This is a genomic window from Vagococcus zengguangii (assembly GCF_005145005.1).
Taxonomy (GTDB): domain Bacteria; phylum Bacillota; class Bacilli; order Lactobacillales; family Vagococcaceae; genus Vagococcus_A; species Vagococcus_A zengguangii.
Window position 1 is genome coordinate 818,722 of sequence record NZ_CP039712.1, and the last position, 24,634, is coordinate 843,355.

Consider the following 24,634-nt stretch of genomic DNA (forward strand, 5'->3'; position numbering starts at 1 on the left):
GACAATGTGGCAAATGACAAACTGATTATTCGTGGGGCAAGAGCCCATAATTTAAAAAATATTGATGTAACCATTCCGCGTGACCAATTAGTCGTTGTAACCGGACTTTCTGGTTCGGGAAAAAGTTCGCTGGCATTTGACACGATTTACGCAGAAGGACAACGTCGCTATGTGGAGAGTTTATCTTCTTATGCACGTCAATTTTTAGGACAAATGGATAAACCTGATGTTGACAGTATTGACGGTCTTAGTCCAGCTATTTCGATTGATCAGAAAACAACGAGTAAAAATCCGCGTTCGACTGTTGGTACCGTAACAGAAATCAACGACTATTTACGTTTATTATATGCGCGTGTCGGCGTACCGATTTGTCCGAACGATGGTACAGCGATTGAAAGCCAATCGGTTGAACAAATGGTGGACCGCGTGCTAGCGCTTGAAGAACGTAGTAAGGTCCAAATTCTAGCGCCAATAGTGGTTGGTAAAAAAGGCCAACACAAAAAAGTCTTTGAAAAAGTTAAAAAAGAAGGGTACGTTCGTGTTCGTGTTGACGGTGAGATGTATGATATTAGCGAATTGCCTGAATTAGATAAAAATAAAAAACATAATATTGAGATTGTAGTTGACCGAATCGTTGTCAAAGAAGGCATTCGTTCGCGTTTATTCGATTCATTTGAAGCAGCCTTACGTTTAGCGGAAGGCTATGCGATTGCTGACGTGATGGGCGTTGAGGAAATCTTGTTCAGCGAACACTACGCTTGCCCATATTGTGGATTTACAGTGGGAGAAGTGGAGCCACGTCTGTTCTCATTCAATGCGCCATTTGGAGCATGTCATGTCTGTGATGGGTTGGGTGTGAAAGTGGAGGTTGACCCGGACTTAGTCGTACCAGATCCAACCAAAACGTTAGCAGAAGGCGCGTTAATTCCATGGAATCCGATTAGTTCTAATTATTACCCAACTTTATTAACACAAGCGTGCGCAACATTTGGTATTCCGATAGATGTTCCTTTTGAGGAGTTAACTCAAGAACAACAGCATATTATTTTCTATGGGTCAGGTGAGCGTGAGTTCCACTTCCATTATCAAAATGATTTTGGTGGTGTTCGTGATGTGGATATGGTATTTGAAGGTGTATTAACTAATATCGAACGTCGTTTTCGTGAGTCATCCAGTGATTACACGCGTGAGCAAATGCGTTTATATATGACGGAACTCCCTTGTCAAGCGTGTCATGGCTATCGTTTAAACGCACAAGCTTTATCGGTTAAAGTTGGTGGCAAACATATTGGTGAGTTAAGCAGTTTAGCTATCAATGATTCATTAGCATTCATCAATTCGATTGAATTATCAGAGAAAAACCAAGTGATTGCGCGTCCGATTTTTAAAGAATTAAATGATCGTTTAACTTTCTTGAAAAACGTTGGCTTGGATTATTTGAATTTAAGTCGCGCATCAGGCACCTTGTCAGGTGGCGAAGCACAACGTATTCGTTTAGCGACGCAAATTGGTTCTAATTTATCTGGTGTTTTATATATTTTGGATGAGCCTTCGATTGGTTTACATCAACGAGACAATGATCGTTTAATTGATTCGCTACGTAAAATGCGTGATTTAGGTAATACACTAATTGTCGTGGAACATGATGAAGATACGATGAGGGCAGCTGATTATTTAATTGACATCGGGCCAGGTGCAGGTGAAGCAGGTGGTCAAATTGTCGCTGCGGGTACGCCGACCGAGGTTATGAATAATCCTGCGTCATTAACTGGTCAATATTTATCAGGGCAACGTGCGATTGCCGTTCCCAAAGAACGTCGTCAAGGAAATGGCAACGTGGTAACGGTCCGTGGTGCGACTGAAAACAATTTGAAAAATATTACGGTCGATTTTCCAATGGGTAAATTTATCGCGGTAACTGGTGTCTCAGGTTCAGGTAAGAGTACGTTAGTTAACAGTATCTTGAAGAAGAGTTTAGCGCAAAAAATTAATCGTAATACGGACAAACCTGGTAAACACAAAAAAATAACGGGTTATGAGCCAATTGAACGACTGGTAGATATCGACCAAAGTCCAATTGGTAGAACGCCACGAAGTAATCCAGCTACTTATACCAGTGTCTTTGATGATATTCGTGAGTTATTTACTAAGACTAACGAAGCGAAAATACGTGGGTACAAGAAAGGTCGCTTTAGCTTTAACGTTAAAGGTGGACGCTGTGAAGCCTGTAAAGGTGATGGTATTATCAAAATCGAGATGCACTTCTTACCAGATGTTTATGTACCATGTGAAATTTGTCATGGCCATCGTTATAATTCTGAAACGTTAGAAGTTCATTATAAAGGGAAAAACATTGCGCAAGTTCTAGAGATGCGTGTCGAAGAAGCGTTGGACTTTTTCCAATCGATTCCCAAAATCAAACGTAAATTACAAACGATTGTTGATGTTGGGCTAGGATATGTGACATTAGGGCAATCAGCGACCACTCTTTCAGGTGGGGAAGCGCAACGAATGAAATTGGCGAGCGAGTTGCACAAACGTCAAACTGGTGCAAGTTTCTATATCTTAGATGAACCAACGACTGGCTTGCATTCAGAAGATATTCGACGTTTACTGGTAGTGTTACAACGTCTAGTCGATGCTGGCAATACCGTCTTAGTCATTGAGCATAATCTTGATGTGATTAAGACTGCTGACCATGTGATTGATTTAGGGCCAGAAGGTGGAGCAGGCGGTGGTATGATTATTGCTGAAGGAACGCCAGAAGAGATAGTCAAAGTGGAAGAAAGTTATACAGGCTATTACTTGAAAAAAGTGTTGAAATAAAATAAACCGTTAGAAAAGGTGGTGAAAACTGCCTTTTCTTTTTTGGTGATTGTGATACGCCCGGAATGTGTTATAATAATATGAATGATTAAAAGGGGGAATTGACATGGTAGATAGTTTAAAATTAGTGGTCATCACTGGGATGAGTGGGGCAGGAAAAACCGTAGCAATGCAAAGCTTTGAAGACATGAATTATTTCTGTATTGATAATTTACCACCAGGCTTATTACCGAAGTTTTGGGAATTAATTAAAGAAAATGGTAAAGTAACTAAATTAGCGTTAGTCATTGACTTGCGTTCTCGTAACTTCTTTGAAGAATTACAGCAAGTGTTAGTTCAAATGGAAGACACACAAATGATTGAAACAAGCATTGTCTTTTTAGATGCGTCTGATGAAGAATTGGTATCTCGTTATAAAGAAACGCGTCGTACGCATCCATTAGCGATGGACGGTCTAGTAACAGAAGGAATTCGCAAAGAGCGCGCTCTTTTAGAAGAGATTAAAGCGGAAGCAATGGTTATTGATACAACGACTTTAAGTCCACGTCAATTACGTGATCGTATCATGTCGGAATTTAAAGGTGATAATACGCATACTTTCCGAGTTGAGATGGTGTCGTTTGGTTTTAAATACGGCTTGCCAATTGATGCTGATATTGCAATGGATGTGCGTTTCTTACCAAACCCACATTACATTGAAGAATTGCGTCCGATGACAGGAATGGATCAACCAGTTTATGATTATGTGATGAGTTTTGAAGAAACTGAAAATTTTTATCAACAGTTTAAAGAGTTGGTTCTGTCAATTTTACCTGGCTATAAGAAAGAAGGTAAAACGAGCTTAACAATTGCGATTGGTTGTACAGGTGGCCAACACCGTTCGGTAGCTTTAACTGAGCGCTTAGCCAAAGATATTAAAGAAACGGAGCTTTATCCGGTCAATATTACTCACCGTGATAAAGGTAAACGCAAAGAGTCGGTGAACCGTTCATGAGAACTTATCGAATCAATAAGCCCAAAATTGTAGTGATTGGTGGCGGAACAGGTTTACCTGTTATTTTACGTGGTTTAAAAAACCAAGGAGCTGATATTACCGCTATCGTAACGGTCGCTGATGATGGCGGCAGTAGCGGTTCCTTACGCGACACGATTAAAATGGCACCACCCGGGGATTTACGCAACGTACTAGTATCGCTATCTGAAATGCCCAAACTTTATGAAGATTTGTTCCAATATCGTTTTAAAAAAGAAGATGATTTTCTAGCCAATCATTCGGTCGGTAATTTGATTATTGCCGCCTTATCAGAAATGCGTGGTAGCATGTATGAAGCAGTTCGGCTGTTAGGCAAAATAATGCAAGTGGATGGCAATGTTTATCCAGTTTCGGAAAAATCATTAACGTTACATGCCGAGTTCGATGACGGGACGTGTGTTGAAGGTGAATCGAGCATCGCGAAGCATCGTGGAAATATTGAACGTGTCTATGTGAAGAACGCCTATGACGAAGAACAACCACAGGCGGCTAGAAAGGTCGTACAAGCGATTTTGAATGCTGATATGATTGTGCTTGGACCTGGAAGCTTATTCACAAGCATTTTGCCTAATTTGATGGTCAAAGAAGTCGGTGAGGCACTAAAACAAACAAAAGCTGAAATTGTTTATATTTGTAATATTATGACCCAAAAAGGTGAGACGGAACATTTCTCAGATGCTAACCATGTTCAAGTGTTGCATAAACATTTAGGTCATAAATTTATCGACACTGTGATTGTTAATATTCAGACTGTGCCTGAAAATTATATTGATAATGAAAAGTATGATGAGTATCTAGTTCAGGTGACGCACGATTTTAAAGCTTTAAGAGAAGAAGGATGTCGCGTGATTTCAGCCGATTTATTAAAACTAGAAAATGCCAGTGTTTTCCATGACTCGGATAAAGTTGTGACAGAATTATTTACGATTTTATATGATCGTAAGCAAAAATAAGGAGTGAGAGTGAATGTCTTTTGCCTCAGATGTAAAAAAAGAATTGACGACGTTGGACGTTCATCGAGAATCAGCCAAGGCTGAACTTGCTGCATTAATTCGGATGAATGGGGCGGTTTCTATCGCTAATCGTCATTTCGTCTTAAATGTTCAAACCGAAAATGCAGCGATTTCAAGACGAATCTATACGTTACTCCGCGATCACTATGATGTCCAAGCTGAGTTTATTGTACGCCGTAAGATGAAATTGAAGAAGAACAACATCTACATTGTTCGTTTAAAGCAAGATACACAGGCGGTTTTAATGGATTTGGATATTTTTGATGACTACGGTTTATCCGATCAAATTTCTGAGATGATTATCGGAAATAACGAACGGATGAAAGCTTACTTACGCGGTGGTTTCTTAGCGGGTGGTTCGGTTAATAATCCTGAAACAAGTCGTTATCATTTAGAAATCTACTCGCTGTATGAAAATCATAGTCGAGAGTTGCAAGAGATGATGAGCTATTTTAATTTAAATGCAAAAACGTTAAGTCGTCGTAATGGTTATATTACTTATTTAAAAGGTGCTGAAGATATTTCGGATTTTTTAACCTTGATTGGTGCGACAACGAGTATGTTGAAATTTGAAGATGTTCGGATTGTGAGAGATATGCGTAATTCGGTAAATCGTCTGGTTAACTGTGAGACAGCTAATATGTCTAAAACCATTGATGCTGCAACCAAACAAATTGAAGCCATTGAATATATTGAGGCACAAGTTGGTCTAGAAACACTTAATCATAAGTTAAGAGAAGTGGCAGAATTGCGTATATTGCACCCGGAGATTAGTTTGAAAGAACTCGGTGAAATTGCACCATCTGGTCCGATTTCGAAATCAGGCGTTAACCATCGCATTCGTAAAATTCTAGAATATGCTGATAAATTACGTGAAGGATTCATATGATAATAAAGAGGCTGTGACTCCACTTGTTGTGGTCACAGCCTCTTTATTAAGATTATTTATTTGCGATACTTGTTGGTTAATTGTTTTAGTTCCACTTTGCGATCTTCTATCATCTCATTTAGTTGATCTGAAAATTGTTCGAACACCTCACGTCCGCTTTGATAAATATAAGCGCCTTCTGATCGGATGACTTTTGGATCTAAAACCACTTTACGTTGCGCAATATTTTTGAAAAACTCTTCTACTAAAAAAGTAGGTAAATAGTAATGATTTTGTGCGCAAAAACTTTGGATGTAAATAAAATCATCAATTGAAATTTTTACATCGTCGAATTTCACTGCACGTTCATAATCACTAAGTAAGGCACTCTCTCTAATTTCAATATCCCGTTTTTGAAGAACTTCGTTGATTTTTTTATTTAATAAGACCAAAATATCGATTTCTTTCATTTTATTTTTTATCTCTTCACGACGATCAATTTCTGATAAAAATTGTCGAATACTAATTTTTACAGCAATAATCGCGATAAATGCGCCAATTAATACCCCTAATAATTCTGTCATTGTACAACCTCCCCATAATTCTAGTATAAATATATCAAAGATTAAGAGAAACTAAAAGACAAACCTAATTATTGACCAAAATTGACCTTTAGAGTAAACTTTATTTATCAAATGAATGTATTATGTTACAATTAGAAGAAAGATAAATCTAGGAGGAACGAATATGAACTTAATTCCAACAGTCATTGAACAATCATCACGAGGTGAAAGAGCCTACGATATTTATTCGCGTTTATTAAAAGACCGCATCATTATGTTAAGTGGCCCGATTGATGATAACGTGGCAAACTCTGTGATTGCGCAATTATTATTTTTAGACGCACAAGATTCAGAAAAAGATATCTATTTATACATCAACTCACCAGGGGGGAGTGTTTCAGCTGGTTTAGCAATTTTTGATACAATGAACTTTGTTAAAGCGGATGTCCAAACCATCGTATTAGGGATGGCAGCCTCAATGGGTAGTTTCTTATTAGCAGCCGGAGCTAAAGGTAAACGTTATGCGTTACCAAATGCTGAAATTATGATTCACCAACCACTTGGCGGTGCACAAGGTCAAGCAACTGAAATCGAAATCGCAGCTCGTCATATTTTAAATACGCGTGAACGCTTAAACCGTATTTTATCAGAACGTACGGGACAACCAATTGAAATTATCGAAAAAGATACAGATCGCGATAACTTCATGTCAGCAGAACAAGCAAAAGAATATGGTTTAGTCGATGAAATTATGGAAAGTAGCAAAAATCTAAAAGCATAGGACGTGAGTATAGTGGAGAACATTCAACCAGCATTAACCAATGAAATCGGTATTCGTTTAGGTAATTCCGATGCGCCTGTTGTCGTCAAAGAGTATGTGAATCTACGTTGTCCATTTTGTTTGAAATGGTTTGAAGATTCTAAAGAAACCTATGCACAATTGATTGCTGAGGGAAAAGTCCAACGCATTATCAAATTATTTAATAAAGAAAAATTTGGTTTACATTATGCAAATGCTATGCATGATTTTGTACCAAAGAATGGTACTTACGAAGAAACAATCGAGGTTTTAGATGCCATTTATCATTCACAACAAGAATGGGGACCAATGGATCGAGAAGTCAGTCTAGGGGACGTTTGTGATTATGCTGAAAATCGTTTAGGATTAGTGAAGGATGCTGACGAAGCGATGCAAGCAGCAATTCTAGAAGAAACTACAGCAGCCGGAATACGTTTTATTCCAACGATGATTATTGGTGAACATGTATTTGATCAAAAAATCTCTCAAGAAGAATTTGTAGAATTGATTAACAAAGCGTTATAACAATGGTTAGCAAAAACGGGATGTGACCTATATAGTGTCGCATCCCTTTCTTTATTTTTTATATAGGAGGGGTGTGGTGAGTATGGATATTAAGATCGCATCGAGTGAGCAATTTGAGATAATTCATTCTATAATGGAACAGGCTGCACGTCGGATTAAAGACAAAGGATCGACGCAATGGGCCCATGTTTTACATGGTGCAGAGGCGGGTAGTCTAAAAGATCACCTACACAAACATGAAGTGTATATAGGAATTGTATCAGATGAAATTGTTGCCTTTTGTTATTTGACACCAACCGCGAGCCAATGGGATGAAACGTTGTGGGAGGATGTGACGGTAGAATCCACGGCGAACGTTTACTATTTGCATAAGTTAGCTTTGAAACAAGGTTGGACAGGTCAAAGGATAGCGGACAAATTTTTAATAGGTCTTCAACAGAAGATTAGCGAGAACTATTCTCAAAAGGTGGCTATAAGATTGGATTGTATGGCTGAAAAATCAATGCTAACACAATTATACGAGCGTAATAATTTTGAATTTGTTGCACGCAAAGAGGATGTACAGGCAACGGGATTTATTGCCCCCTTTAACATCTATACGTGGTACTCTTCCTAAGTAGCTAAGAAATCAATAGCCAATTATTTGATAGTGTGTTATCATTATTATGAGTTATTCTGGGAGTATAGGAGGTTCATTACATGTATAATTTTTTAGTCGGTGTTATGATTGTATTATCAATTTTAATAATCATCGCGGTAATGATGCAACCAAGTAAACAAAACAGTGCAGCTAGTGCATTTACTGGTGGAGCTGATCAGTTATTTGGAAAGCAAAAAGCTCGTGGGTTTGAAGCAGTCATGCAAAAATTTACAGCAGTTGTTGCCGTTTTATGGATGGTTGTTGCGGTTGCTTTAGCATTCATAGCCTAATAAACAAATGATGAAGTCTCCCTATAGAGGAGGCTTTTTTTTAAAGTATCAAGTGAATAATCATAACAGTTAGATGAGGTGGAGAAATGAGTTATAATGAAAACAACGAACCGCTTTATTTTGAAGGGAATCAACGTGGTGTTATTTTGTTACACGCCTACACTGGCAGTCCGAATGATGTCCGTTCCCTAGGGAGAAGTTTAAATGCGGCGGGGTATTCAGTTTGTTTACCAACTTTTTCAGGTCATGCAACGGAACAACCTGAAAACATCTTAGCTCAAGGTCCAGAGATTTGGGCTCAAGATGTTAAAAAGAGTCTTGATTTTATGAAAGCAAAAGGGATTAAACAAATCGCTATATTCGGGTTATCGTTAGGTGGCGTTTATGCAACGGTCAGCTTAGCAAAGTATCCTGAGATTTTAATCGGTGGTGGGGCATTTTGCTCACCTCTAACTCCAACGACCAAGAATAACATTTCTCCAGTATTTTTAAACTATGCTAAAACATTGATTCAAAAACATAGTCAATCTGATTTAGAAGTTAGAAGACGCATGGAGAACATTGAGTATCAATTAACCAAACAATTAAAAGAAATCAACGAATTACAAGCAGAAGTAACTTATAGTCTAGCTGAAATTATCCAGCCGTACTTCTTCGCACAGGGGGACTTAGATCAATTAGTAGACCCGGCGGCTATTGCAACCACGGTGTCGTTATTTACCGCAACGCAGCCACAAGTCCATCATTATCCAAAAAGTGGCCATGTGGTAACGGTCGGGCCTGAGAAACTTCAATTTCAAGAAGATGTGTTAGCCTTTGTCAATTCGTTAGATTGGACTAGGAGTGAATAAATGAAACAAACAATTAGAGAAAGAATTATTTCTTTTATGGAAGAATCGGATAAGAGCAGTTTTTCTATTCAAGAAATCGCAACTGGACTAGATTTAGAACAAAGTCAAAATTTTAAGTTATTAGTTCAAACAATTGCCAGTATGGAACGCGATCAACAGGTCGAGTTTACTAGTAAAGGTAAAATCAAGCTGCCGATGGAATTAACAATTGAAGGGACGTTTCGTGCTAATGACCGTGGTTTTGGTTTCGTGACGATTTCACCAGAAGAGCCAGATGTTTATATTGCTAAAGAATTAACAGGATTTGCTTTGAATGGTGATAAAGTCAAACTTGACATTATTAAACCAGGGAATCCGATAGACAATCAAGCAGCAGAAGGTCGCATCGTTGAAGTTGTGGAACGTGCCATGACTCAAATTGTAGGTGAATTTGTTGCTTATGATGAAGAGTTAATAGAAGAAACAGGTCTTTATGGTTATATTTCACCTAAAAGTAAATTAATGAGTCAATATAAAGTTTATATCGCCGCAAATGGTATTCATCCTGAAGATGGCGAAATTTGCATTGTTGAAATTACTCATTACCCGGAAAAAGGATACGAGAAGCAAATTGAAGGGATTGTCAAACAAACAATCGGACATAAAAATGAGCCTGGGATGGATATATTAACGATTGCGATGCAACATGGTATTTTAACTCAGTTTTCTTCGGACACACTAGCACAAGCTGAAACAATACCAGAAGAAGTACCCGAAGCAGACATAGAAGGTAGAGTTGACTTACGTGATGAATTAATTATCACGATAGATGGAGCAGATGCTAAAGATTTAGACGACGCCGTTCAAGTGAAAAAATTAAGTAACGGCAATTATCAATTAGGCGTCTATATTGCGGATGTTTCTCATTATGTAACAGAAGGCTCACCTTTAGATATCGAAGCGCAAGAACGTGGTACAAGTGTTTATTTAACAGATCGAGTAATTCCGATGTTGCCAACGCGTTTGTCGAATGGAATTTGTTCGTTAAATCCAAAAGTTAATCGTCTAACGATGAGTTGCCGTATGGAAATCGATGAAACGGGGCATGTCGTTGATTATGAAATTTTTGAAAGTGTCATCAAAACAACAGAACGTATGACTTATTCTGATGTTAATCATTTAATGGATAAAGATGATGAGGTTCTTTTAGAAAAATACCAGCACTTATTCCCAATGGTCGATGAAATGACTGAGTTACATTATATTTTAGAAAAAATGCGTCATGACCGTGGGGCAATCTCATTTGAAGATAAAGAATCAAAAATTTATTTAGACAACGAAGGTAACCCAATTGAAATTGTGTTGAGAGAACGTGGAACAGCGGAACGTATGATTGAATCATTCATGTTAGCAGCCAATGAAACAATCGCTCGTCATTTTCATGAAAAGATGTTACCATTTATTTATCGGATTCATGAACATCCAAAAGAATCGAAAATCCAAACATTCTTTGAATTTATTAGTAATTTTGGTGTGTCCGTCAAGGGTGTTAAAGATGATATTGAACCTAGAGAATTACAAAAAGTTTTAGAACAAGCGAACGATTTGCCTGAAAAACCCATTATTAGCATGATGTTACTTAGAAGTATGCAACAGGCAAAATATAGTGAGAATTCACTAGGACACTATGGATTAGCTGCAACTTATTATACACACTTCACATCACCCATTAGACGTTATCCTGATTTATTAGTTCATCGTTTAATTAAGGAATATGTGAAAGAAAATCCAGTTTCTGAGAAACGTAAAGCTAAATGGGAGCAAGCAATTCCTGATATTGCGCTACACTCATCACAAATGGAACGTCGAGCAGTTGAAGCAGAGCGAGAAACAGATGCCATGAAGAAAGCACAATATATGGAACAATTTGTTGGCGAAACTTTCCCAGGTGTCATCAGCTCAGTGACGAAGTTTGGTGTGTTTGTTGAATTACCAAATACGGTTGAAGGGTTAATACATATTAATCAATTAAAAGATGACTATTATCAATTTGTTGAGAGTCATTTAGCTTTAGTCGGAGAACGTACGCGTAAAATTTATAAAATTGGGCAACAAGTTGTGGTAAAAGTTGTCAAAGTAGATGTAGATAATCGTGAAATTGATTTTGAAATATTATCAGCAGAAGTAATTGACGATGAGGCATTGACTGTTCGTCAATCGAATCGTGAACGAAAAGCAAAACGTAATGAACGACGCAATGAACGTTCGCCTAAACAATCGCAGAAAGCGTCGTTTGATAAAGAAAAAAATGGCTCAACTAAGAAAAAAGGTAAAAAGAAACCTGCTCCTTTTTATAGTAAAGTAGCTAAAGGTAAAAAGAAGAAAAAACAGAGTCATAAAAAGTAGGTGGAATTGATGAAGAAAAAAGATAGTAATACGATTGCACAAAATCGTAAGGCAATACATGATTATACGATTTTAGAAACTGTTGAAGCTGGAATGGTGTTACAGGGCACCGAAATCAAATCGATTCGTAATGGCCGTATTAACTTGAAAGATGGCTTTGCGACTATCCGTAACGGAGAGGCTTATCTGCATAATGTCCATATTAGTCCTTATGAACAAGGGAATATCTTTAATCATGATCCATTAAGGGCTCGTAAGCTATTAATGAAGAAAAAACAGATTCACTCTTTAATTGGAGAAACTAAGAATGCTGGTATTACGCTAATTCCGTTGAAGATTTATATCAAAAACGGTTTTGCTAAAGTCTTAATTGGTGTTGCCAAAGGGAAGAAACAATACGATAAGCGTGAAGACTTGAAACGTAAAGATATAAATCGTGAAGTAGAGCGCGCATTAAAAAATCGTTAAAAAATGATTGTGAAGAAGGTTGATTTTTGAGCAAAACTAATTTCAAATTAACCTTCTTTTCATCTTAATATAGGCGGATTCTTACAATTGTGAAATAATTATCGATTTCATTAAAGTAAGCGTTTAATAATGAAAATACCCTTTGTGTTTTGAAGTTAATGGTGCTATGATATGACTTGTTAGAGGGCAATAACTCTGACAAATCGAACAAACTTGCATCAAAATTTAGCATGTAAGAAGTGAGGTGAAGTTTTATGGATGAAGTATCAAAAATAGTTAAAGTTGGTCCGCTATATTTCGATTTAACATTAATCGGTATGGTGTTACTGACTTGTTTATTAATTTTCTTATTTGTATTCATTTGTTCAAGGAATTTACAAATGAAACCAAAAGGGAAGCAAAATGTACTTGAATGGATAATGGATTTTGTGAAGAACATCTTGAACGATAATCTTTCGAAAAAAGAAGTTGGCAATTTTCATTTGTTTTCATTCACAATGTTTCTGTTTATTCTATTTTCCAACATTATCGGCTTGATACTGAAGTTAGAATTCCATCAAGACGGTGAAGCAGTAACATTCTGGAAGAGTCCAACGGCCGATCCAATCGTTACATTAACATTAGGAGCACTAACTATTCTTTTGACAAACTATGTAGGAATCAAAAAATTTGGATTCAAAAAGTTCTTCAATAATAGTTACATGCAACCTGTATCATTTTTAATGCCAATTAAATTAATGGAAGACTTAACTAATATTTTAACGTTAGGCTTACGTCTTTACGGAAATATTTTTGCCGGGGAAGTTCTATTAACCTTGATTGCTAAAATGGCAAACTCTAAAGGGTTAGTATCATTTATACCAGCGATACCGTTGGAAATGATCTGGCAAGGGTTCTCAATATTTATTGGTGGTATGCAAGCTTACATTTTTGTCACGTTATCTTCTGTGTATCTGTCTCATAAAATTGAAACAGAACATTAATGATAAATTTTAGTAAAAATATTTAGGAGGAACTATTCATGGAAGGTTTAAATTATATTGCAGCAGCTATCGCTGTATTCGGATCTGCTTTAGCAGCAGCTTATGGTAACGGAAAGGTTATTTCTAAAACAATTGAATCAATTACTCGTCAACCTGAATTGTCAAGCGAACTAAAAGGGACAATGTTTATTGGGGTTGGTATTATCGAGGCGGTTCCTATTCTAGGTATTGTTATTGCCCTATTATTGATCTTTATGTAATCAACATTATTAATGACCAATTATTAAATGGACAGAGTAAATATTGAAAGAAGGGAAGGTTGAATAATGATTGCCACAAACTTCTTGATTGGCACGCCTAATACATTTCTAACGAGTTTGTTTTTTGTACTTTTCTCGTTTTTATTATTAATGTTGCTAATTAAAAAATTTGCTTGGGGTCCAGTTTCGAACATGCTAGAAGAACGTGCAAATAAAATTGCCGGAGATTTAGATAGTGCTGAAGCAGACCGTATTGAAGCAAGCAAACTGGTAAAAGAAAAAGAAGAATTATTAGCAAACTCTCGTACGGAAGCAACATCGATTGTCCGTAAAGCGAAAGAAACTGCTGAAAAAGAAGCACATGACATCGTGACGAATGCGCACGAAGAAGGTCGTCGCTACTTAGAGCAGGCAAAACGTGAAATCGAGCGTGAGCGTGAAGTGATGATTGAAGCAGCGAAGAATGAAGTTGCTGACTTATCAATCCAAATTGCTGAGAAAATTATTCGAAAAGAATTGGATCCAGCAACTCATCAAGAACTAATCAATTCTTATATTGAAGGGTTGGGAAGTCAAAATGAAAGCTGAGAATCTAGTTGCGGACCGTCGTTATGGTCGTGTCCTTTATGAAACAGCCAAAGAAGAAAACAAAATCGAAGAGATTCATGATGAATTAAATACGTTAAAAGAGGTTTTTGAGGATGTTCCCGAGTTAGGGAATATTTTAAGCGATGATCGTTTAGAACCTTTTGAAAAAGTTGATATTCTGCATGAATTAGAAAAAGATTTTAGTGATACGGTTGCTAAATTTTTAAGAGTTATTTATGAATATGGACGCATGAATGAACTAGTTGAAGTCATCAATGAGTATGAATTCTTCTATTATCAAGATAAAGGTATTTTAATTGCTGATGTAACGACAGCTGTCGAAATTACTTCAGAACAAGAAAACGCCTTAGCTGAAAAAATTCGTGTGATGACAGATTCTGAAAAAGTGATTTTAAGAAAAAAAATCGATCCTAGTATTTTAGGCGGAATGATTGTGAATGCTAATCACCGTCTAATCGACAACAGTGTCACATCTAGGTTAAAAGAGATGCATAAAGAGCTATTATCGTAGCGTTAACAAAAAAAAGAGGTGAAGTAAATGAGTAGTAAAGCAAAAGAAATTAGCGCACTCATTAAACAACAAATTGCCAATTATTCAGACGCTTTACAAGTTGATGAAGTCGGCGTAGTCACCTATGTAGGAGACGGTATTGCTCGTGCTTTTGGTTTAGACAATGCCATGTCTGGAGAATTATTAGAATTTGAAAATGGTTCATACGGAATGGCGCAAAACCTTGAAGAAAAAGACGTCGGTATCATCGTTTTAGGTGAATTTGAAACTATCCGTGAAGGGGATAAAGTGAAACGTACCGGTAAAATTATGGAAGTCCCAGTAGGGGAAGAATTAATTGGCCGTGTCGTTAACCCATTAGGACAACCAGTTGATGGCTTAGGAGAGATTCGTACAACACGTACGCGTCCGATTGAAGCACCAGCACCAGGTGTTATGGCACGTAAGTCAGTTTCTGAGCCATTACAAACAGGATTAAAAGCAATTGATGCCTTAGTTCCAATTGGTCGTGGACAACGTGAATTAGTTATTGGTGACCGTAAAACCGGTAAAACAAGTATCGCTATCGATACCATATTAAACCAAAAAGACGAAGACATGATTTGTATTTACGTAGCGATTGGTCAAAAAGAATCAACCGTTCGTACGTATGTTGAAACATTAAGAAAACACGGTGCAATGGATTATACAATCGTTGTAACAGCGAGCGCATCACAACCAGCACCATTCTTATACATTGCCCCTTATGCTGGAGCCGCAATGGGTGAAGAGTTCATGTATAATGGCAAACATGTTTTAATTGTTTATGATGATTTGTCAAAACAAGCTGCAGCATATCGTGAAATTTCATTACTATTACGTCGTCCTCCAGGTCGTGAAGCCTATCCAGGGGATGTGTTCTACCTACATTCACGTTTATTAGAACGTGCTGCTAAATTAAATGATAATTTAGGTGGCGGTTCAATGACTGCTTTACCATTTGTTGAAACGCAAGCCGGCGATATTTCAGCTTATATTCCGACAAACGTTATTTCAATTACAGATGGTCAAATTTTCTTGCAAAATGATTTATTCTATTCAGGTGTTCGTCCTGCGATTGATGCTGGTTTATCAGTATCACGTGTTGGAGGATCGGCTCAAACAAAAGCAATGAAGAAAGTTGCTGGGACACTACGTCTTGACTTAGCTAGTTACCGTGAGTTAGAAGCCTTCACACAATTCGGTTCGGATTTAGATGCGGCAACGCAAGCTAAATTAAATCGTGGTCGTCGTACAGTTGAAATTTTAAAACAAGACTTGCATAACCCATTATCAATGGCAGAACAAGTTACTAGTTTATATGCTTTAACGCATGGTTTCTTAGACGATGTTCCGGTTGGAGACATTTTAAGATTTGAAAAAGAACTAATTGAATACATTCATAATACTCATCCAGATATTTTCTTATCAATGCAACGTACTAAAGATTTACCTGAAGAAGAGTTGATGAATGATACAATTAATGAATTTAAATCTATCTTCATCCCAACAGTTGATCGCAAAGGACATTAATTTAGATCACAAAGGATGGTGAAGTAACTTGGGAGAATCATTAATTGAAATCAAGCGAAAAATAGCCTCAACAAAAAAAACGAGTCATATCACAAGTGCCATGCAAATGGTATCAGGTGCTAAGCTAAACCGCTCAGAAACTGCTGCTCGAGGATACCAGTTATACGCTTCAAAAGTTAGGGAAGTCGTGACACATTTAGCAGCTAGTCAGCTCTTAAATTTAGAAAACGATAATCCTTTGCTAGAAGAAGGGGAAATTGACGCACATGACTTATTGAAAAGTCGTGACGTCAAAAAAACTGGTTATATTGTCATTACAGCGGATAAAGGGTTAGCTGGGGGCTATAATAGCTCGGTTATTAAACAAACTCTTTCAATTTTATTAGGTGACCATCAAGATGAAAGTGAATATGTCTTAATGACGGTTGGTCGTCACGGGAGAGATTTCTTTAAAAAACGTGGCGCCAACATTGCCTATGAGTTAACAGGCATTTCTGATCAGCCAACATACAAAGAAGTCAGCACTTTAGTGGATATGGCTATTCAAATGTATGTTGAAGGAATTTATGATGAATTATATGTATGTTATAACCATCATGTTAATTCATTATCTTCTCAATTCCGTGCTGAAAAAATGTTGCCTGTAACTGATTTAGAAATTGAAGAAGTTAAAGAATATAATCAAGAGTATATTTTAGAACCATCAGAAGATGAAATTTTAGACCAATTATTACCACAATATGCGGCTAGTTTGATTTTTGGTGCCGTTCTAGATGCAAAAACGGCTGAGCACGCCGCTCGTATGACAGCGATGAAGAGTGCTACCGATAATGCGTCAAACATTATTGACGAATTATCACTAAAATATAATCATGCACGTCAAGCAGCAATTACGCAAGAAATTACGGAAATTGTTGGTGGTACTGCAGCGTTAGAGTAATGACGGGAGGAAAGCGTAATGAATTCTGGTAAAATTGTGCAAGTTATCGGTCCCGTTGTCGATGTGGAATTTCCATTAGATCAAGCCTTGCCTGATATCAACAATGCCTTAGTAGTATACAAAAATGACACAAAACAAAAAATTGTTTTAGAAGTTGCCTTAGAATTAGGTGATGGAGTTGTTCGTTCTATCGCAATGGAATCAACTGATGGCTTACAACGTGGTATGGAAGTTTTAGACACTGGATCATCAATCTCAGTTCCAGTCGGGAAAGAAACATTAAGCCGAGTATTTAACGTACTTGGAGATACAATCGATTTAGAAAAACCGTTTCCTGAATCAGCTGAAAGAAGTAGCATTCACAAAAAAGCGCCAAGTTTTGATCGTTTAGCTACAAGTACAGAAATTTTAGAAACAGGGATTAAAGTTATTGATTTACTTGCCCCGTATTTAAAAGGTGGTAAGGTTGGACTATTTGGTGGTGCCGGTGTAGGTAAAACCGTTTTAATCCAAGAATTAATTAATAACATTGCCCAAGAACATGGTGGTATTTCAGTGTTTACCGGTGTTGGTGAACGTACCCGTGAAGGGAATGATTTATACCATGAAATGAAAGATTCAGGTGTTATCGAAAAAACAGCCATGGTATTTGGACAAATGAATGAACCACCTGGTGCACGTATGCGTGTAGCCTTGACTGGTTTAACCATTGCCGAACATTTCCGTGATGTCGAAGGACAAGATGTGTTATTGTTCATCGATAACATTTTCCGTTTCACACAAGCTGGTTCTGAAGTGTCTGCGTTACTAGGTCGTATGCCTTCAGCTGTTGGTTATCAGCCAACATTAGCAACTGAAATGGGTCAATTACAGGAACGTATTACGTCAACTAAGAAAGGGTCAATTACATCTATCCAAGCGATTTACGTCCCAGCCGATGATTATACCGATCCGGCGCCAGCGACAGCTTTCGCCCATTTAGATGCAACAACTAACTTAGAACGTAAATTAACTGAAATGGGTATCTATCCAGCTGTGGATCCTTTAGCTTCAACTTCTAGTGCCTTAGCACCTGAAATTGTTGGAGAGGAACATTACAAAGTAGCGACAGAAGTTCAACATATTTTACAAAGATATCGCGAATTACAAGATATTATCGCTATTTTAGGGATGGATGAATTATCTGAGGATGAGAAAGTCTTAGTAGGGCGTGCGCGTCGTATTCAATTCTTCTTATCTCAAAACTTCCACGTAGCAGAACAATTTACAGGTCAACCAGGGTCATATGTTCCGGTTACTGAAACGGTTCGTGGCTTCAAAGAAATCTTAGAAGGTAAACATGATGATTTACCGGAAGAAGCTTTCAGAAGCGTGGGTAGCATCGAAGAAGTAATCGAAAAGGCTGCAAATTTAGGCTACTAGAAATGGAGTGTTCTTATGAATAAGATGGAAGTACAAGTGGTTACGCCAAATGGTTTAGTGTTTGACGGTGAGGCAGGGTTTGTACTAGCTGCAACACCTCAAGGACAACTAGGTATCATGGCTAATCACCAACCAATTATTGCACCTCTAAAAATTTCTTCATTAGTGATTAAAGAAGAAAAAGGTGGAGAAGTCATTTCAGAGATAGCAGTCAATGGTGGCATTTTAGAAGTTCGCGATAACTTAGTTAGTATTTTAGCTAATAGTGCTGAATGTGCTGAAGATATCGATGTTGAACGTGCGGAACGCGCCAAAGAGCGTGCTGAGCAAAGACTAGAACAGGCGAAAGAACACCATGAAACAGATCGTATGAAACGTGCGGAGGTCGCTCTTGCAAGAGCAATCAACCGTATTCATATTTCTAAAAAATAGTATATAATAAAGAGGATGACACTATGTCATCCTCTTTTTTGATGGCTAATCAAAAAAAGAGTAAGAATTCTCAATATATATATTGAGTAAAATTTGTTTAAGTTTTATGAAAGCTTAACGATGATAGGAGTGTTTACTATGCAAATATATGGTGTTGAGGCTATAATAAGAGGGATAAGTCATTTCGTTTTTATTTACTTGGCATTTTGGAGCGTGCAATCGTTAAATTACGAAAAGTGGTTTAAAAAAGCCCCAGTTGGTCAAATTCGCGCCTTTTTATTATTATTAGCGATTTGTCTTGGCTTTATTTCGAGTCACGCGATGTGGGAAATATTTAACTTGTTTTCAAATTTTGCGTATAGTATGATAAATAATTAATATGAAAATTTACATTAATTTTCCTTTTAGTTTGAAAATATGTTATAATATTAAGGCTTATGAATTTATTTGGAGGGGAAATGATGGAATATATTGTTGTCCAAGGTGGAAATCGTTTAGAGGGTTCAGTTAAAATTGAAGGCGCAAAAAATGCGGTATTACCTATTTTAGCTGCCACTTTGTTGGGGGAAGAAGGACAAACGACATTAACCAACGTACCGATTTTGTCGGACGTTTTTATGATGAATGAATTAATTAATAAATTAAATGCATCAATTAGTTTTAATAAAGAAAAAAATCAAGTAATAGTGGATGCTTCAAACCAATTAGCAATTGAAGCACCATATGAGTATGTAAGTAAAATGCGTGCGTCTATCGTGGTAATGGGACCATTATTAGCACGTAATGGCCATGCGCGTGTTGCAATGCCAGGTGGATGTGCGATTGGTAAACGTCCAATTGACTTGCATTTGAAAGGATTCCAAGCATTAGGGGCTACGATTAACCAAACAGATGGTTACATTGAAGCAATAGCTAAAGATGGCTTAAAAGGCGCTTCTATTTATTTAGATTTCCCAAGTGTAGGAGCTACCCAAAACATTATGATGGCAGCTGTAAAAGCTAAAGGAACAACTACAATTGAAAATGTTGCAAGAGAACCAGAAATCGTCGATTTAGCCAATGTTTTAAATAAAATGGGTGCTAATATCGTTGGTGCGGGGACTGAGACGATTCGAATTGAAGGGGTTGACCGATTAGTTGGGGTTGAACACCGAATTGTTCAGGATAGAATAGAGGCAGGAACCTTTATGGTGGCAGCAGCTATGACACAAGGTAATGTTTTAATTGAAGAAGCAATTGCCGAGCATAATGGGCCATTAATTTCAAAATTAAAAGAAACAGGTGCAACAATTACAGAAGAAGCAGGCGGTATTCGCGTTGTGGGTCCTAAGGTAATTAAATCAACGGACATTATGACATTGCCACACCCAGGATTCCCAACAGATATGCAAGCGCAAATGAGTGCATTGCAAGTTATCGCAGAAGGCACAAGTGTTTTATCAGAAACAGTCTTTGAAAATCGTTTCCAACATTTAATGGAAATGAACCGTATGGGAGCTAAATTTAAAATTGATCAAAACGTGGCACATATTTACGGTCATGCTAAATTAATGGGCGCAGAAGTTTCAGCTACAGATTTACGTGCGGCAGCTGCATTGATTTTAGCAGGTTTAGTGGCTGAGGGATCAACTAAAGTTACACATTTAGAATATTTAGATCGCGGTTACTATGATTTTCATGGTAAACTAGCTAAGTTAGGCGCTAATATTGAGCGTCTTGATGACTCAGTTGAAGTCAAAGAAGTAAGTGAAACTCTAGTAAAGTAAGGTGATGAAATGTCTCTATCAAAAAAATACATTATTACCCAATTAATTAAAGTAATAATTTTTCTCGTGTTGTTTATCGCATTATTTTATATCGGTCTAATGATTGGTTACGGCGTAATTGGCGATGGCAATCCAACAGAAGTTTTTGGAAAAGATGTTTGGCAATACTTGATTAGTATCTTGGGTACTAATCGTTAAGAAAAAGAGTTTGAATAGTTAAAGAGGGCGTGACAAATGGTCAACGTCCTCTTTGTGTCTTAAGGTAGGTATTAAAGTGAAAAGAATATTAATAAACATAGTACGTTTGTATCAGAAATATATTTCAGCTGGAACACCTCGTTCTTGTCGGTATCATCCAACGTGTTCTGCTTATATGATAGATGCGATTACTTATCATGGTGCGTTTAAAGGTACGGTAATGGGTGTCGGTCGTATTTGTCGATGTCATCCTTTTATTAAAGGTGGTATTGACTATGTACCAAAAAAATTTACGCTGAGACGGAATAAAAATGAAGAGTATCCGGGGCCTTATACAATTAAAAAGCAACATAACTAATAGCTTTAAGCTTAACTAATGGATGTAAATTCATAGAGGCTTAGAGTTTTTTGTTTATATTTATGAAAGCGCTATTTAACATATTGTGTACTAGACTTCAGAAAGTTTATTCTAGCAGTATAGTTTGCTAATAGGTCTCGTTTATACTAGAGGGTTAATTCCACATATTGTTAACTATAAAAGAAAGCGCTATTATTTTGTTATCAACTATAATTAGAGGTGAAAACTATGTCAGACAAAATTAGGGGAGATATCGAGGAAGCAAAACTTGATCAGTCCCAAGAGAATCAAATTTTTCCAGAAACAGAGATGTTAAAAGAGCGTTTAGAATGGTTTCAAGATTTAAAATTAGGGGTCATTATGCACTGGGGGTTATATGCTGAAGCGGGCATTGTGGAGTCATGGCAATTATCAGAGTTAGATGAATGGGCTCGCGAACCAGTTGCCTGGCGTGATGATGTAAAAACATTACAGAAAGATTATTGGAATTTAATTGAATCATTTAACCCTGTTAATTTCAATGCAAAAAAATGGGCGAAAACAATCAAAGCAGCAGGGTTTAAATATTTAATTTTCACTACTAAACATCATGATGGTTTTAACATGTATGACACACAATTTTCAGATTATAAAATTACAAGCGAACGCTCACCATTTGCAAAAGATGAACGTAGCGACTTGTTAAAAGAAATTTTTGATGCAGCGCGTGAAGAAGGGTTAGCTGTGGGGGCGTACTATTCTAAGGCTGACTGGTACTCGGAGTATTATTGGGAAAAAAATGATACACCAAAAGGTCGTCGCACGAGCTATAACACAGCAGAAAAACCAGAATTATGGCAAAAGTATGTTGAATTTGTTCATAATCAATTAAATGAAATTACGTCAAATTATGGCAAAATTGACTTACTTTGGTTAGACGGTGGTTGGTGTGGTCATGCACCAGAAGATTTACAAATGGACGTACTAGTCGAAAAATTAAGACAAAATCAACCAGAATTAATTGTTGTTGATCGTATGATGGGAGGACGTCATGAAAACTATGTTACGCCAGAAAGGAAAATTCCTTCTCTAGATGAAATTCCAACAAAACCTTGGGAAAGTAATGTTCCGTTTGGGCATGATTGGGGATATGTGCCAACTGATGAATTTAAATCTGATGAGGAAATTTATGCCCTAATGATTGATGTTGTTACAAAAGGCGGGAATGTGATTTTTGGATTAGGACCTAAGCCAGATGGTACCTTTACTGCTGAAGAAGAAGCGATTATGAGTGCCATGGGAAATTGGTTATCTAAGAACGGTGAAGCGGTATATGGCACACGTATTGTTGAAGGTATTCCAGAACTAAATGGCTGGCGTATGACTCAAAATGAAGAAGCATACTATTTAATTCCATTAAGCTTAAAACAAGTCATGCCAGAACGTATCACTATACCTAAAGAACTACTGACTAAACCATTAGCCCTTGAAGGTGAAGTATTAACTGGGGAACAAATGATTGAGGTGATGGAAGAGACAGAATACTATCAAGTGATGTTAGCTAGTAAAAAACATGACACCATGGAAAATTTTGTGATCAAATTAAAGAAAAAATAATTGTTGGGGAAAAGTTGAGTAAGTGAAGCATCATCATTAAGTTAAGGATGGGGATTAGAATGAAAAAGAAGCAACTAATATTAATGTTTTCAAGTATCATTTTAGGCACACTCGTTTTATCTGGATGTGGAAAATCATCTAACAATAAAGAAAAGAGCAAAGAAACACTAGAAGTTACTTCTAAAGGATTTCCGATTGTTAAAGAAGAGACAACGTTTTCAATGATGGGACCGAATGTTGGAGTTGCTGAATGGAAAGATATGCCATTTTTCCAAGACTATGCAGAAAAAACTGGTATTAATTGGACATTCACAACACCTCCTAATGCCGATTTTTCTACTAAATTGAATTTAGCGTTAGCTAGCGGGGATTTACCAGATGTAATTTTTGCGGCAAGTTCCAATAATTTAACGGCTTCAATGGAAATGGAGTACGGAGGTCAAGGTACCTTGATTCCTCTAGAAAGCTTAATTGACGAATATATGCCTAACTTATCTAAGTTAATGGATGAGAATGAGAATATTCGCAAATCTTTAACAACGCCTGACGGACATATTTATTCGTTACCAGCGATTCAAACGCGTTCGACTTCTATTTGGCCAAGATGGCCGATGTGGTACAACGGTGAGTGGCTAGAAGCATTGAATGTCAAAGAACGACCAAAGACAACTGATGAATTTTATGATTTATTAGTTCGCATGCGAGATGAGGACCCAAATGGAAATGGAAAGAAAGATGAGATTCCGTTAGTCGATGTCCAGCTTGATAATTCACGTCCATGGTTAATGGCGGCCTTTGGTTTGACAGAATTAGGTATTGAAAATATGGATGGGAAAGCCGTTTATACACCAATTACCGAAAATTATAAAGCTTTTTTAGAATATATGCATAAGCTTTATACAGAAGGATTGTTAGACCCAGAAACTTATAGTCAGGCTCAAGAGCAAGTCAAAGCTAAAGGTCAAAATGATCGTTTAGGTGTTTTCCAAGACTATTATTCATATTTTACGGTTGGAACTAGCGAAGCTGATGGATTAAAACATCCAATGTTTGCGCCACTTACTTCGGACTATTCGGAAGAACCTGTCGTGCCTATAGCTTCAGGAATGCAGCGTTCAACCTTGTCGATTACTAGTAAAGCTGAAAGTCCCGAAGCAATCGCACGATGGGCAGATTACTTCTATAGTGAAGAAGGTGCTTTTTATATGAATTTTGGTCCAGAAAATAGTTTTTGGAAATTTGAGACCAATGACGAAGGCAAGCAAGTTAGAGTGTATACCGATGAAGTTAATTTAGAAAATACAGAAGACACACGCGGTACTATTACACCAGCTTATGGTATTGCCGTACCAACCATTGATACTGACTGGCCAGAAGATTATCAAATTAGAACAGATAAAAATCAGGAAATTGATACGACCTTTAATGATTTTATGACTTCTGAAACAGAAACAAAAATTGCGCCTTATGGAAAAATTCCTTTCCCATTAGTCTATATGACTGATGAGGAGAATGAAGTGATTAAAGAGGTTAAAACTGATTTATCAACGTACCTTGAACAAATGGAAGCTAAATTTATCACTGGAGTTAAACCATTATCAGAATGGTATGAGTATGTTGAAACAACAAAATCAATGGGCTTAGATAAATATGTCGAAGTTTATCAAAGTGCATTGGATTGTTACAACAATTCATAAGAAGTAAATATTAATCTAGAGGATAACACCTCTAGATTTTTTGATAGGAG

General features: G+C 37.1%; 26 protein-coding genes. 25 read left to right on the plus strand and 1 reads right to left on the minus strand.

What is annotated here, in order from left to right:
* Positions 1-6 precede the first annotated feature (6 nt).
* The 4 genes from uvrA to whiA all read left to right on the plus strand — a co-directional run bounded on the left by uvrA (position 7) and on the right by whiA (position 5,761).
* Positions 7-2,826 carry an excinuclease ABC subunit UvrA gene (gene uvrA / locus FA707_RS03900; RefSeq protein WP_136952990.1) on the plus strand — a complete coding sequence of 940 codons (2,820 nt, stop codon included), beginning with the start codon at positions 7-9 and terminating at the stop codon, positions 2,824-2,826.
* A gap of 106 nt (positions 2,827-2,932) precedes the next feature.
* Complete coding sequence (rapZ, locus tag FA707_RS03905; protein WP_136952991.1) at positions 2,933-3,820, plus strand: RNase adapter RapZ; 888 nt, start codon at positions 2,933-2,935, stop codon at positions 3,818-3,820.
* Positions 3,817-4,812, plus strand: coding sequence for a gluconeogenesis morphogenetic factor MgfK (gene mgfK / locus FA707_RS03910; RefSeq protein ID WP_136952992.1), 996 nt, complete (start codon positions 3,817-3,819; stop codon positions 4,810-4,812). Before rapZ ends, mgfK begins: the two co-directional genes overlap by 4 nt.
* 13 nt (positions 4,813-4,825) lie before the next feature.
* The gene (whiA, locus tag FA707_RS03915) at positions 4,826-5,761 is read left to right on the plus strand and encodes a DNA-binding protein WhiA (RefSeq protein ID WP_136952993.1); all 936 of its coding nucleotides are present in this window, start codon (positions 4,826-4,828) and stop codon (positions 5,759-5,761) included.
* Between the two features lie 56 nt (positions 5,762-5,817).
* On the opposite strand, the gene FA707_RS03920 is transcribed toward whiA, so the two are convergent.
* A complete protein-coding gene (locus FA707_RS03920; protein ID WP_136952994.1) occupies positions 5,818-6,324 on the minus strand; it encodes a hypothetical protein in 507 nt (168 codons plus the stop codon).
* Positions 6,325-6,487: 163 nt separating this feature from the next.
* On the opposite strand from FA707_RS03920, the gene clpP reads away from it, so the two are divergent.
* The 21 genes from clpP (at position 6,488) to FA707_RS04025 (ending at position 24,584) form a co-directional block, all read left to right on the plus strand.
* Positions 6,488-7,084: an ATP-dependent Clp endopeptidase proteolytic subunit ClpP gene (gene clpP / locus FA707_RS03925; protein ID WP_136952995.1), complete on the plus strand. Its 597-nt coding sequence runs from the start codon at positions 6,488-6,490 to the stop codon at positions 7,082-7,084.
* Positions 7,085-7,096: 12 nt separating this feature from the next.
* The gene (locus tag FA707_RS03930; RefSeq protein ID WP_168177338.1) at positions 7,097-7,627 is read left to right on the plus strand and encodes a thioredoxin domain-containing protein; all 531 of its coding nucleotides are present in this window, start codon (positions 7,097-7,099) and stop codon (positions 7,625-7,627) included.
* An 82-nt stretch (positions 7,628-7,709) separates the two neighbouring features.
* Positions 7,710-8,243, plus strand: a complete 534-nt coding sequence (locus FA707_RS03935; RefSeq protein WP_136952997.1) for a hypothetical protein — start codon at positions 7,710-7,712, stop codon at positions 8,241-8,243.
* Positions 8,244-8,326: 83 nt separating this feature from the next.
* Positions 8,327-8,557, plus strand: a complete 231-nt coding sequence (gene secG / locus FA707_RS03940; protein WP_136952998.1) for a preprotein translocase subunit SecG — start codon at positions 8,327-8,329, stop codon at positions 8,555-8,557.
* A gap of 86 nt (positions 8,558-8,643) precedes the next feature.
* The gene (locus tag FA707_RS03945; protein WP_136952999.1) at positions 8,644-9,408 is read left to right on the plus strand and encodes an alpha/beta hydrolase; all 765 of its coding nucleotides are present in this window, start codon (positions 8,644-8,646) and stop codon (positions 9,406-9,408) included.
* On the plus strand, positions 9,409-11,793 hold the full coding sequence (gene rnr / locus FA707_RS03950; RefSeq protein ID WP_136953000.1) for a ribonuclease R: 2,385 nt from the start codon (positions 9,409-9,411) through the stop codon (positions 11,791-11,793).
* 9 nt (positions 11,794-11,802) lie between these two features.
* The gene (smpB, locus tag FA707_RS03955) at positions 11,803-12,261 is read left to right on the plus strand and encodes an SsrA-binding protein SmpB (RefSeq protein ID WP_136953001.1); all 459 of its coding nucleotides are present in this window, start codon (positions 11,803-11,805) and stop codon (positions 12,259-12,261) included.
* A gap of 254 nt (positions 12,262-12,515) precedes the next feature.
* The gene (gene atpB / locus FA707_RS03960) at positions 12,516-13,244 is read left to right on the plus strand and encodes a F0F1 ATP synthase subunit A (RefSeq protein WP_136953002.1); all 729 of its coding nucleotides are present in this window, start codon (positions 12,516-12,518) and stop codon (positions 13,242-13,244) included.
* 38 nt (positions 13,245-13,282) lie between these two features.
* On the plus strand, positions 13,283-13,504 hold the full coding sequence (gene atpE / locus FA707_RS03965) for a F0F1 ATP synthase subunit C (protein ID WP_136953003.1): 222 nt from the start codon (positions 13,283-13,285) through the stop codon (positions 13,502-13,504).
* A gap of 66 nt (positions 13,505-13,570) precedes the next feature.
* Positions 13,571-14,092 (plus strand): F0F1 ATP synthase subunit B, encoded by a 522-nt coding sequence (gene atpF, locus FA707_RS03970; protein ID WP_136953004.1) that lies wholly within the window; start codon positions 13,571-13,573, stop codon positions 14,090-14,092.
* On the plus strand, positions 14,082-14,624 hold the full coding sequence (gene atpH / locus FA707_RS03975) for an ATP synthase F1 subunit delta (RefSeq protein ID WP_136953005.1): 543 nt from the start codon (positions 14,082-14,084) through the stop codon (positions 14,622-14,624). The genes atpF and atpH overlap by 11 nt, the downstream gene beginning before the upstream one ends.
* 27 nt (positions 14,625-14,651) lie before the next feature.
* Positions 14,652-16,175 (plus strand): F0F1 ATP synthase subunit alpha, encoded by a 1,524-nt coding sequence (atpA, locus tag FA707_RS03980; RefSeq protein ID WP_136953006.1) that lies wholly within the window; start codon positions 14,652-14,654, stop codon positions 16,173-16,175.
* A 28-nt stretch (positions 16,176-16,203) separates the two neighbouring features.
* Positions 16,204-17,115 (plus strand): F0F1 ATP synthase subunit gamma, encoded by a 912-nt coding sequence (locus FA707_RS03985; protein ID WP_136953007.1) that lies wholly within the window; start codon positions 16,204-16,206, stop codon positions 17,113-17,115.
* Positions 17,116-17,133: 18 nt separating this feature from the next.
* Positions 17,134-18,537, plus strand: a complete 1,404-nt coding sequence (gene atpD, locus FA707_RS03990) for a F0F1 ATP synthase subunit beta (protein WP_136953008.1) — start codon at positions 17,134-17,136, stop codon at positions 18,535-18,537.
* 15 nt (positions 18,538-18,552) lie between these two features.
* A complete protein-coding gene (locus FA707_RS03995) occupies positions 18,553-18,969 on the plus strand; it encodes a F0F1 ATP synthase subunit epsilon (RefSeq protein ID WP_136953009.1) in 417 nt (138 codons plus the stop codon).
* 138 nt (positions 18,970-19,107) lie between these two features.
* Positions 19,108-19,347 carry a DUF1146 family protein gene (locus tag FA707_RS04000; protein WP_136953010.1) on the plus strand — a complete coding sequence of 80 codons (240 nt, stop codon included), beginning with the start codon at positions 19,108-19,110 and terminating at the stop codon, positions 19,345-19,347.
* An 83-nt stretch (positions 19,348-19,430) separates the two neighbouring features.
* Entirely contained in the window at positions 19,431-20,735 is a 1,305-nt protein-coding gene (gene murA / locus FA707_RS04005; protein WP_136954178.1) for a UDP-N-acetylglucosamine 1-carboxyvinyltransferase, read from the plus strand.
* Positions 20,736-20,744: 9 nt separating this feature from the next.
* Entirely contained in the window at positions 20,745-20,933 is a 189-nt protein-coding gene (locus FA707_RS04010) for a DNA-directed RNA polymerase subunit beta (RefSeq protein ID WP_136953011.1), read from the plus strand.
* Between the two features lie 76 nt (positions 20,934-21,009).
* A complete protein-coding gene (gene yidD, locus FA707_RS04015) occupies positions 21,010-21,291 on the plus strand; it encodes a membrane protein insertion efficiency factor YidD (protein WP_136953012.1) in 282 nt (93 codons plus the stop codon).
* 228 nt (positions 21,292-21,519) lie between these two features.
* Complete coding sequence (locus tag FA707_RS04020; protein WP_136953013.1) at positions 21,520-22,887, plus strand: alpha-L-fucosidase; 1,368 nt, start codon at positions 21,520-21,522, stop codon at positions 22,885-22,887.
* Between the two features lie 59 nt (positions 22,888-22,946).
* Positions 22,947-24,584, plus strand: a complete 1,638-nt coding sequence (locus FA707_RS04025; protein WP_246032346.1) for an extracellular solute-binding protein — start codon at positions 22,947-22,949, stop codon at positions 24,582-24,584.
* The last annotated feature ends 50 nt before the right edge of the window (positions 24,585-24,634 follow it).

What these genes read in the sequence shown, in the direction of transcription:
- rapZ (WP_136952991.1), top strand. Translation starts at nt 2,933, where the DNA reads ATGGTAGATAGTTTAAAATTAGTGGTCATCACTGGGATGAGTGGGGCA.
- mgfK (WP_136952992.1), top strand. Translation starts at nt 3,817, where the DNA reads ATGAGAACTTATCGAATCAATAAGCCCAAAATTGTAGTGATTGGTGGC.
- whiA (WP_136952993.1), top strand. Translation starts at nt 4,826, where the DNA reads ATGTCTTTTGCCTCAGATGTAAAAAAAGAATTGACGACGTTGGACGTT.
- FA707_RS03920 (WP_136952994.1), bottom strand. Translation starts at nt 6,324, where the DNA reads ATGACAGAATTATTAGGGGTATTAATTGGCGCATTTATCGCGATTATT.
- clpP (WP_136952995.1), top strand. Translation starts at nt 6,488, where the DNA reads ATGAACTTAATTCCAACAGTCATTGAACAATCATCACGAGGTGAAAGA.
- FA707_RS03935 (WP_136952997.1), top strand. Translation starts at nt 7,710, where the DNA reads ATGGATATTAAGATCGCATCGAGTGAGCAATTTGAGATAATTCATTCT.
- secG (WP_136952998.1), top strand. Translation starts at nt 8,327, where the DNA reads ATGTATAATTTTTTAGTCGGTGTTATGATTGTATTATCAATTTTAATA.
- FA707_RS03945 (WP_136952999.1), top strand. Translation starts at nt 8,644, where the DNA reads ATGAGTTATAATGAAAACAACGAACCGCTTTATTTTGAAGGGAATCAA.
- rnr (WP_136953000.1), top strand. Translation starts at nt 9,409, where the DNA reads ATGAAACAAACAATTAGAGAAAGAATTATTTCTTTTATGGAAGAATCG.
- smpB (WP_136953001.1), top strand. Translation starts at nt 11,803, where the DNA reads ATGAAGAAAAAAGATAGTAATACGATTGCACAAAATCGTAAGGCAATA.
- atpB (WP_136953002.1), top strand. Translation starts at nt 12,516, where the DNA reads ATGGATGAAGTATCAAAAATAGTTAAAGTTGGTCCGCTATATTTCGAT.
- atpE (WP_136953003.1), top strand. Translation starts at nt 13,283, where the DNA reads ATGGAAGGTTTAAATTATATTGCAGCAGCTATCGCTGTATTCGGATCT.
- atpF (WP_136953004.1), top strand. Translation starts at nt 13,571, where the DNA reads ATGATTGCCACAAACTTCTTGATTGGCACGCCTAATACATTTCTAACG.
- atpH (WP_136953005.1), top strand. Translation starts at nt 14,082, where the DNA reads ATGAAAGCTGAGAATCTAGTTGCGGACCGTCGTTATGGTCGTGTCCTT.
- atpA (WP_136953006.1), top strand. Translation starts at nt 14,652, where the DNA reads ATGAGTAGTAAAGCAAAAGAAATTAGCGCACTCATTAAACAACAAATT.
- atpD (WP_136953008.1), top strand. Translation starts at nt 17,134, where the DNA reads ATGAATTCTGGTAAAATTGTGCAAGTTATCGGTCCCGTTGTCGATGTG.
- FA707_RS03995 (WP_136953009.1), top strand. Translation starts at nt 18,553, where the DNA reads ATGAATAAGATGGAAGTACAAGTGGTTACGCCAAATGGTTTAGTGTTT.
- FA707_RS04000 (WP_136953010.1), top strand. Translation starts at nt 19,108, where the DNA reads ATGCAAATATATGGTGTTGAGGCTATAATAAGAGGGATAAGTCATTTC.
- murA (WP_136954178.1), top strand. Translation starts at nt 19,431, where the DNA reads ATGGAATATATTGTTGTCCAAGGTGGAAATCGTTTAGAGGGTTCAGTT.
- FA707_RS04010 (WP_136953011.1), top strand. Translation starts at nt 20,745, where the DNA reads ATGTCTCTATCAAAAAAATACATTATTACCCAATTAATTAAAGTAATA.
- FA707_RS04020 (WP_136953013.1), top strand. Translation starts at nt 21,520, where the DNA reads ATGTCAGACAAAATTAGGGGAGATATCGAGGAAGCAAAACTTGATCAG.
- FA707_RS04025 (WP_246032346.1), top strand. Translation starts at nt 22,947, where the DNA reads ATGAAAAAGAAGCAACTAATATTAATGTTTTCAAGTATCATTTTAGGC.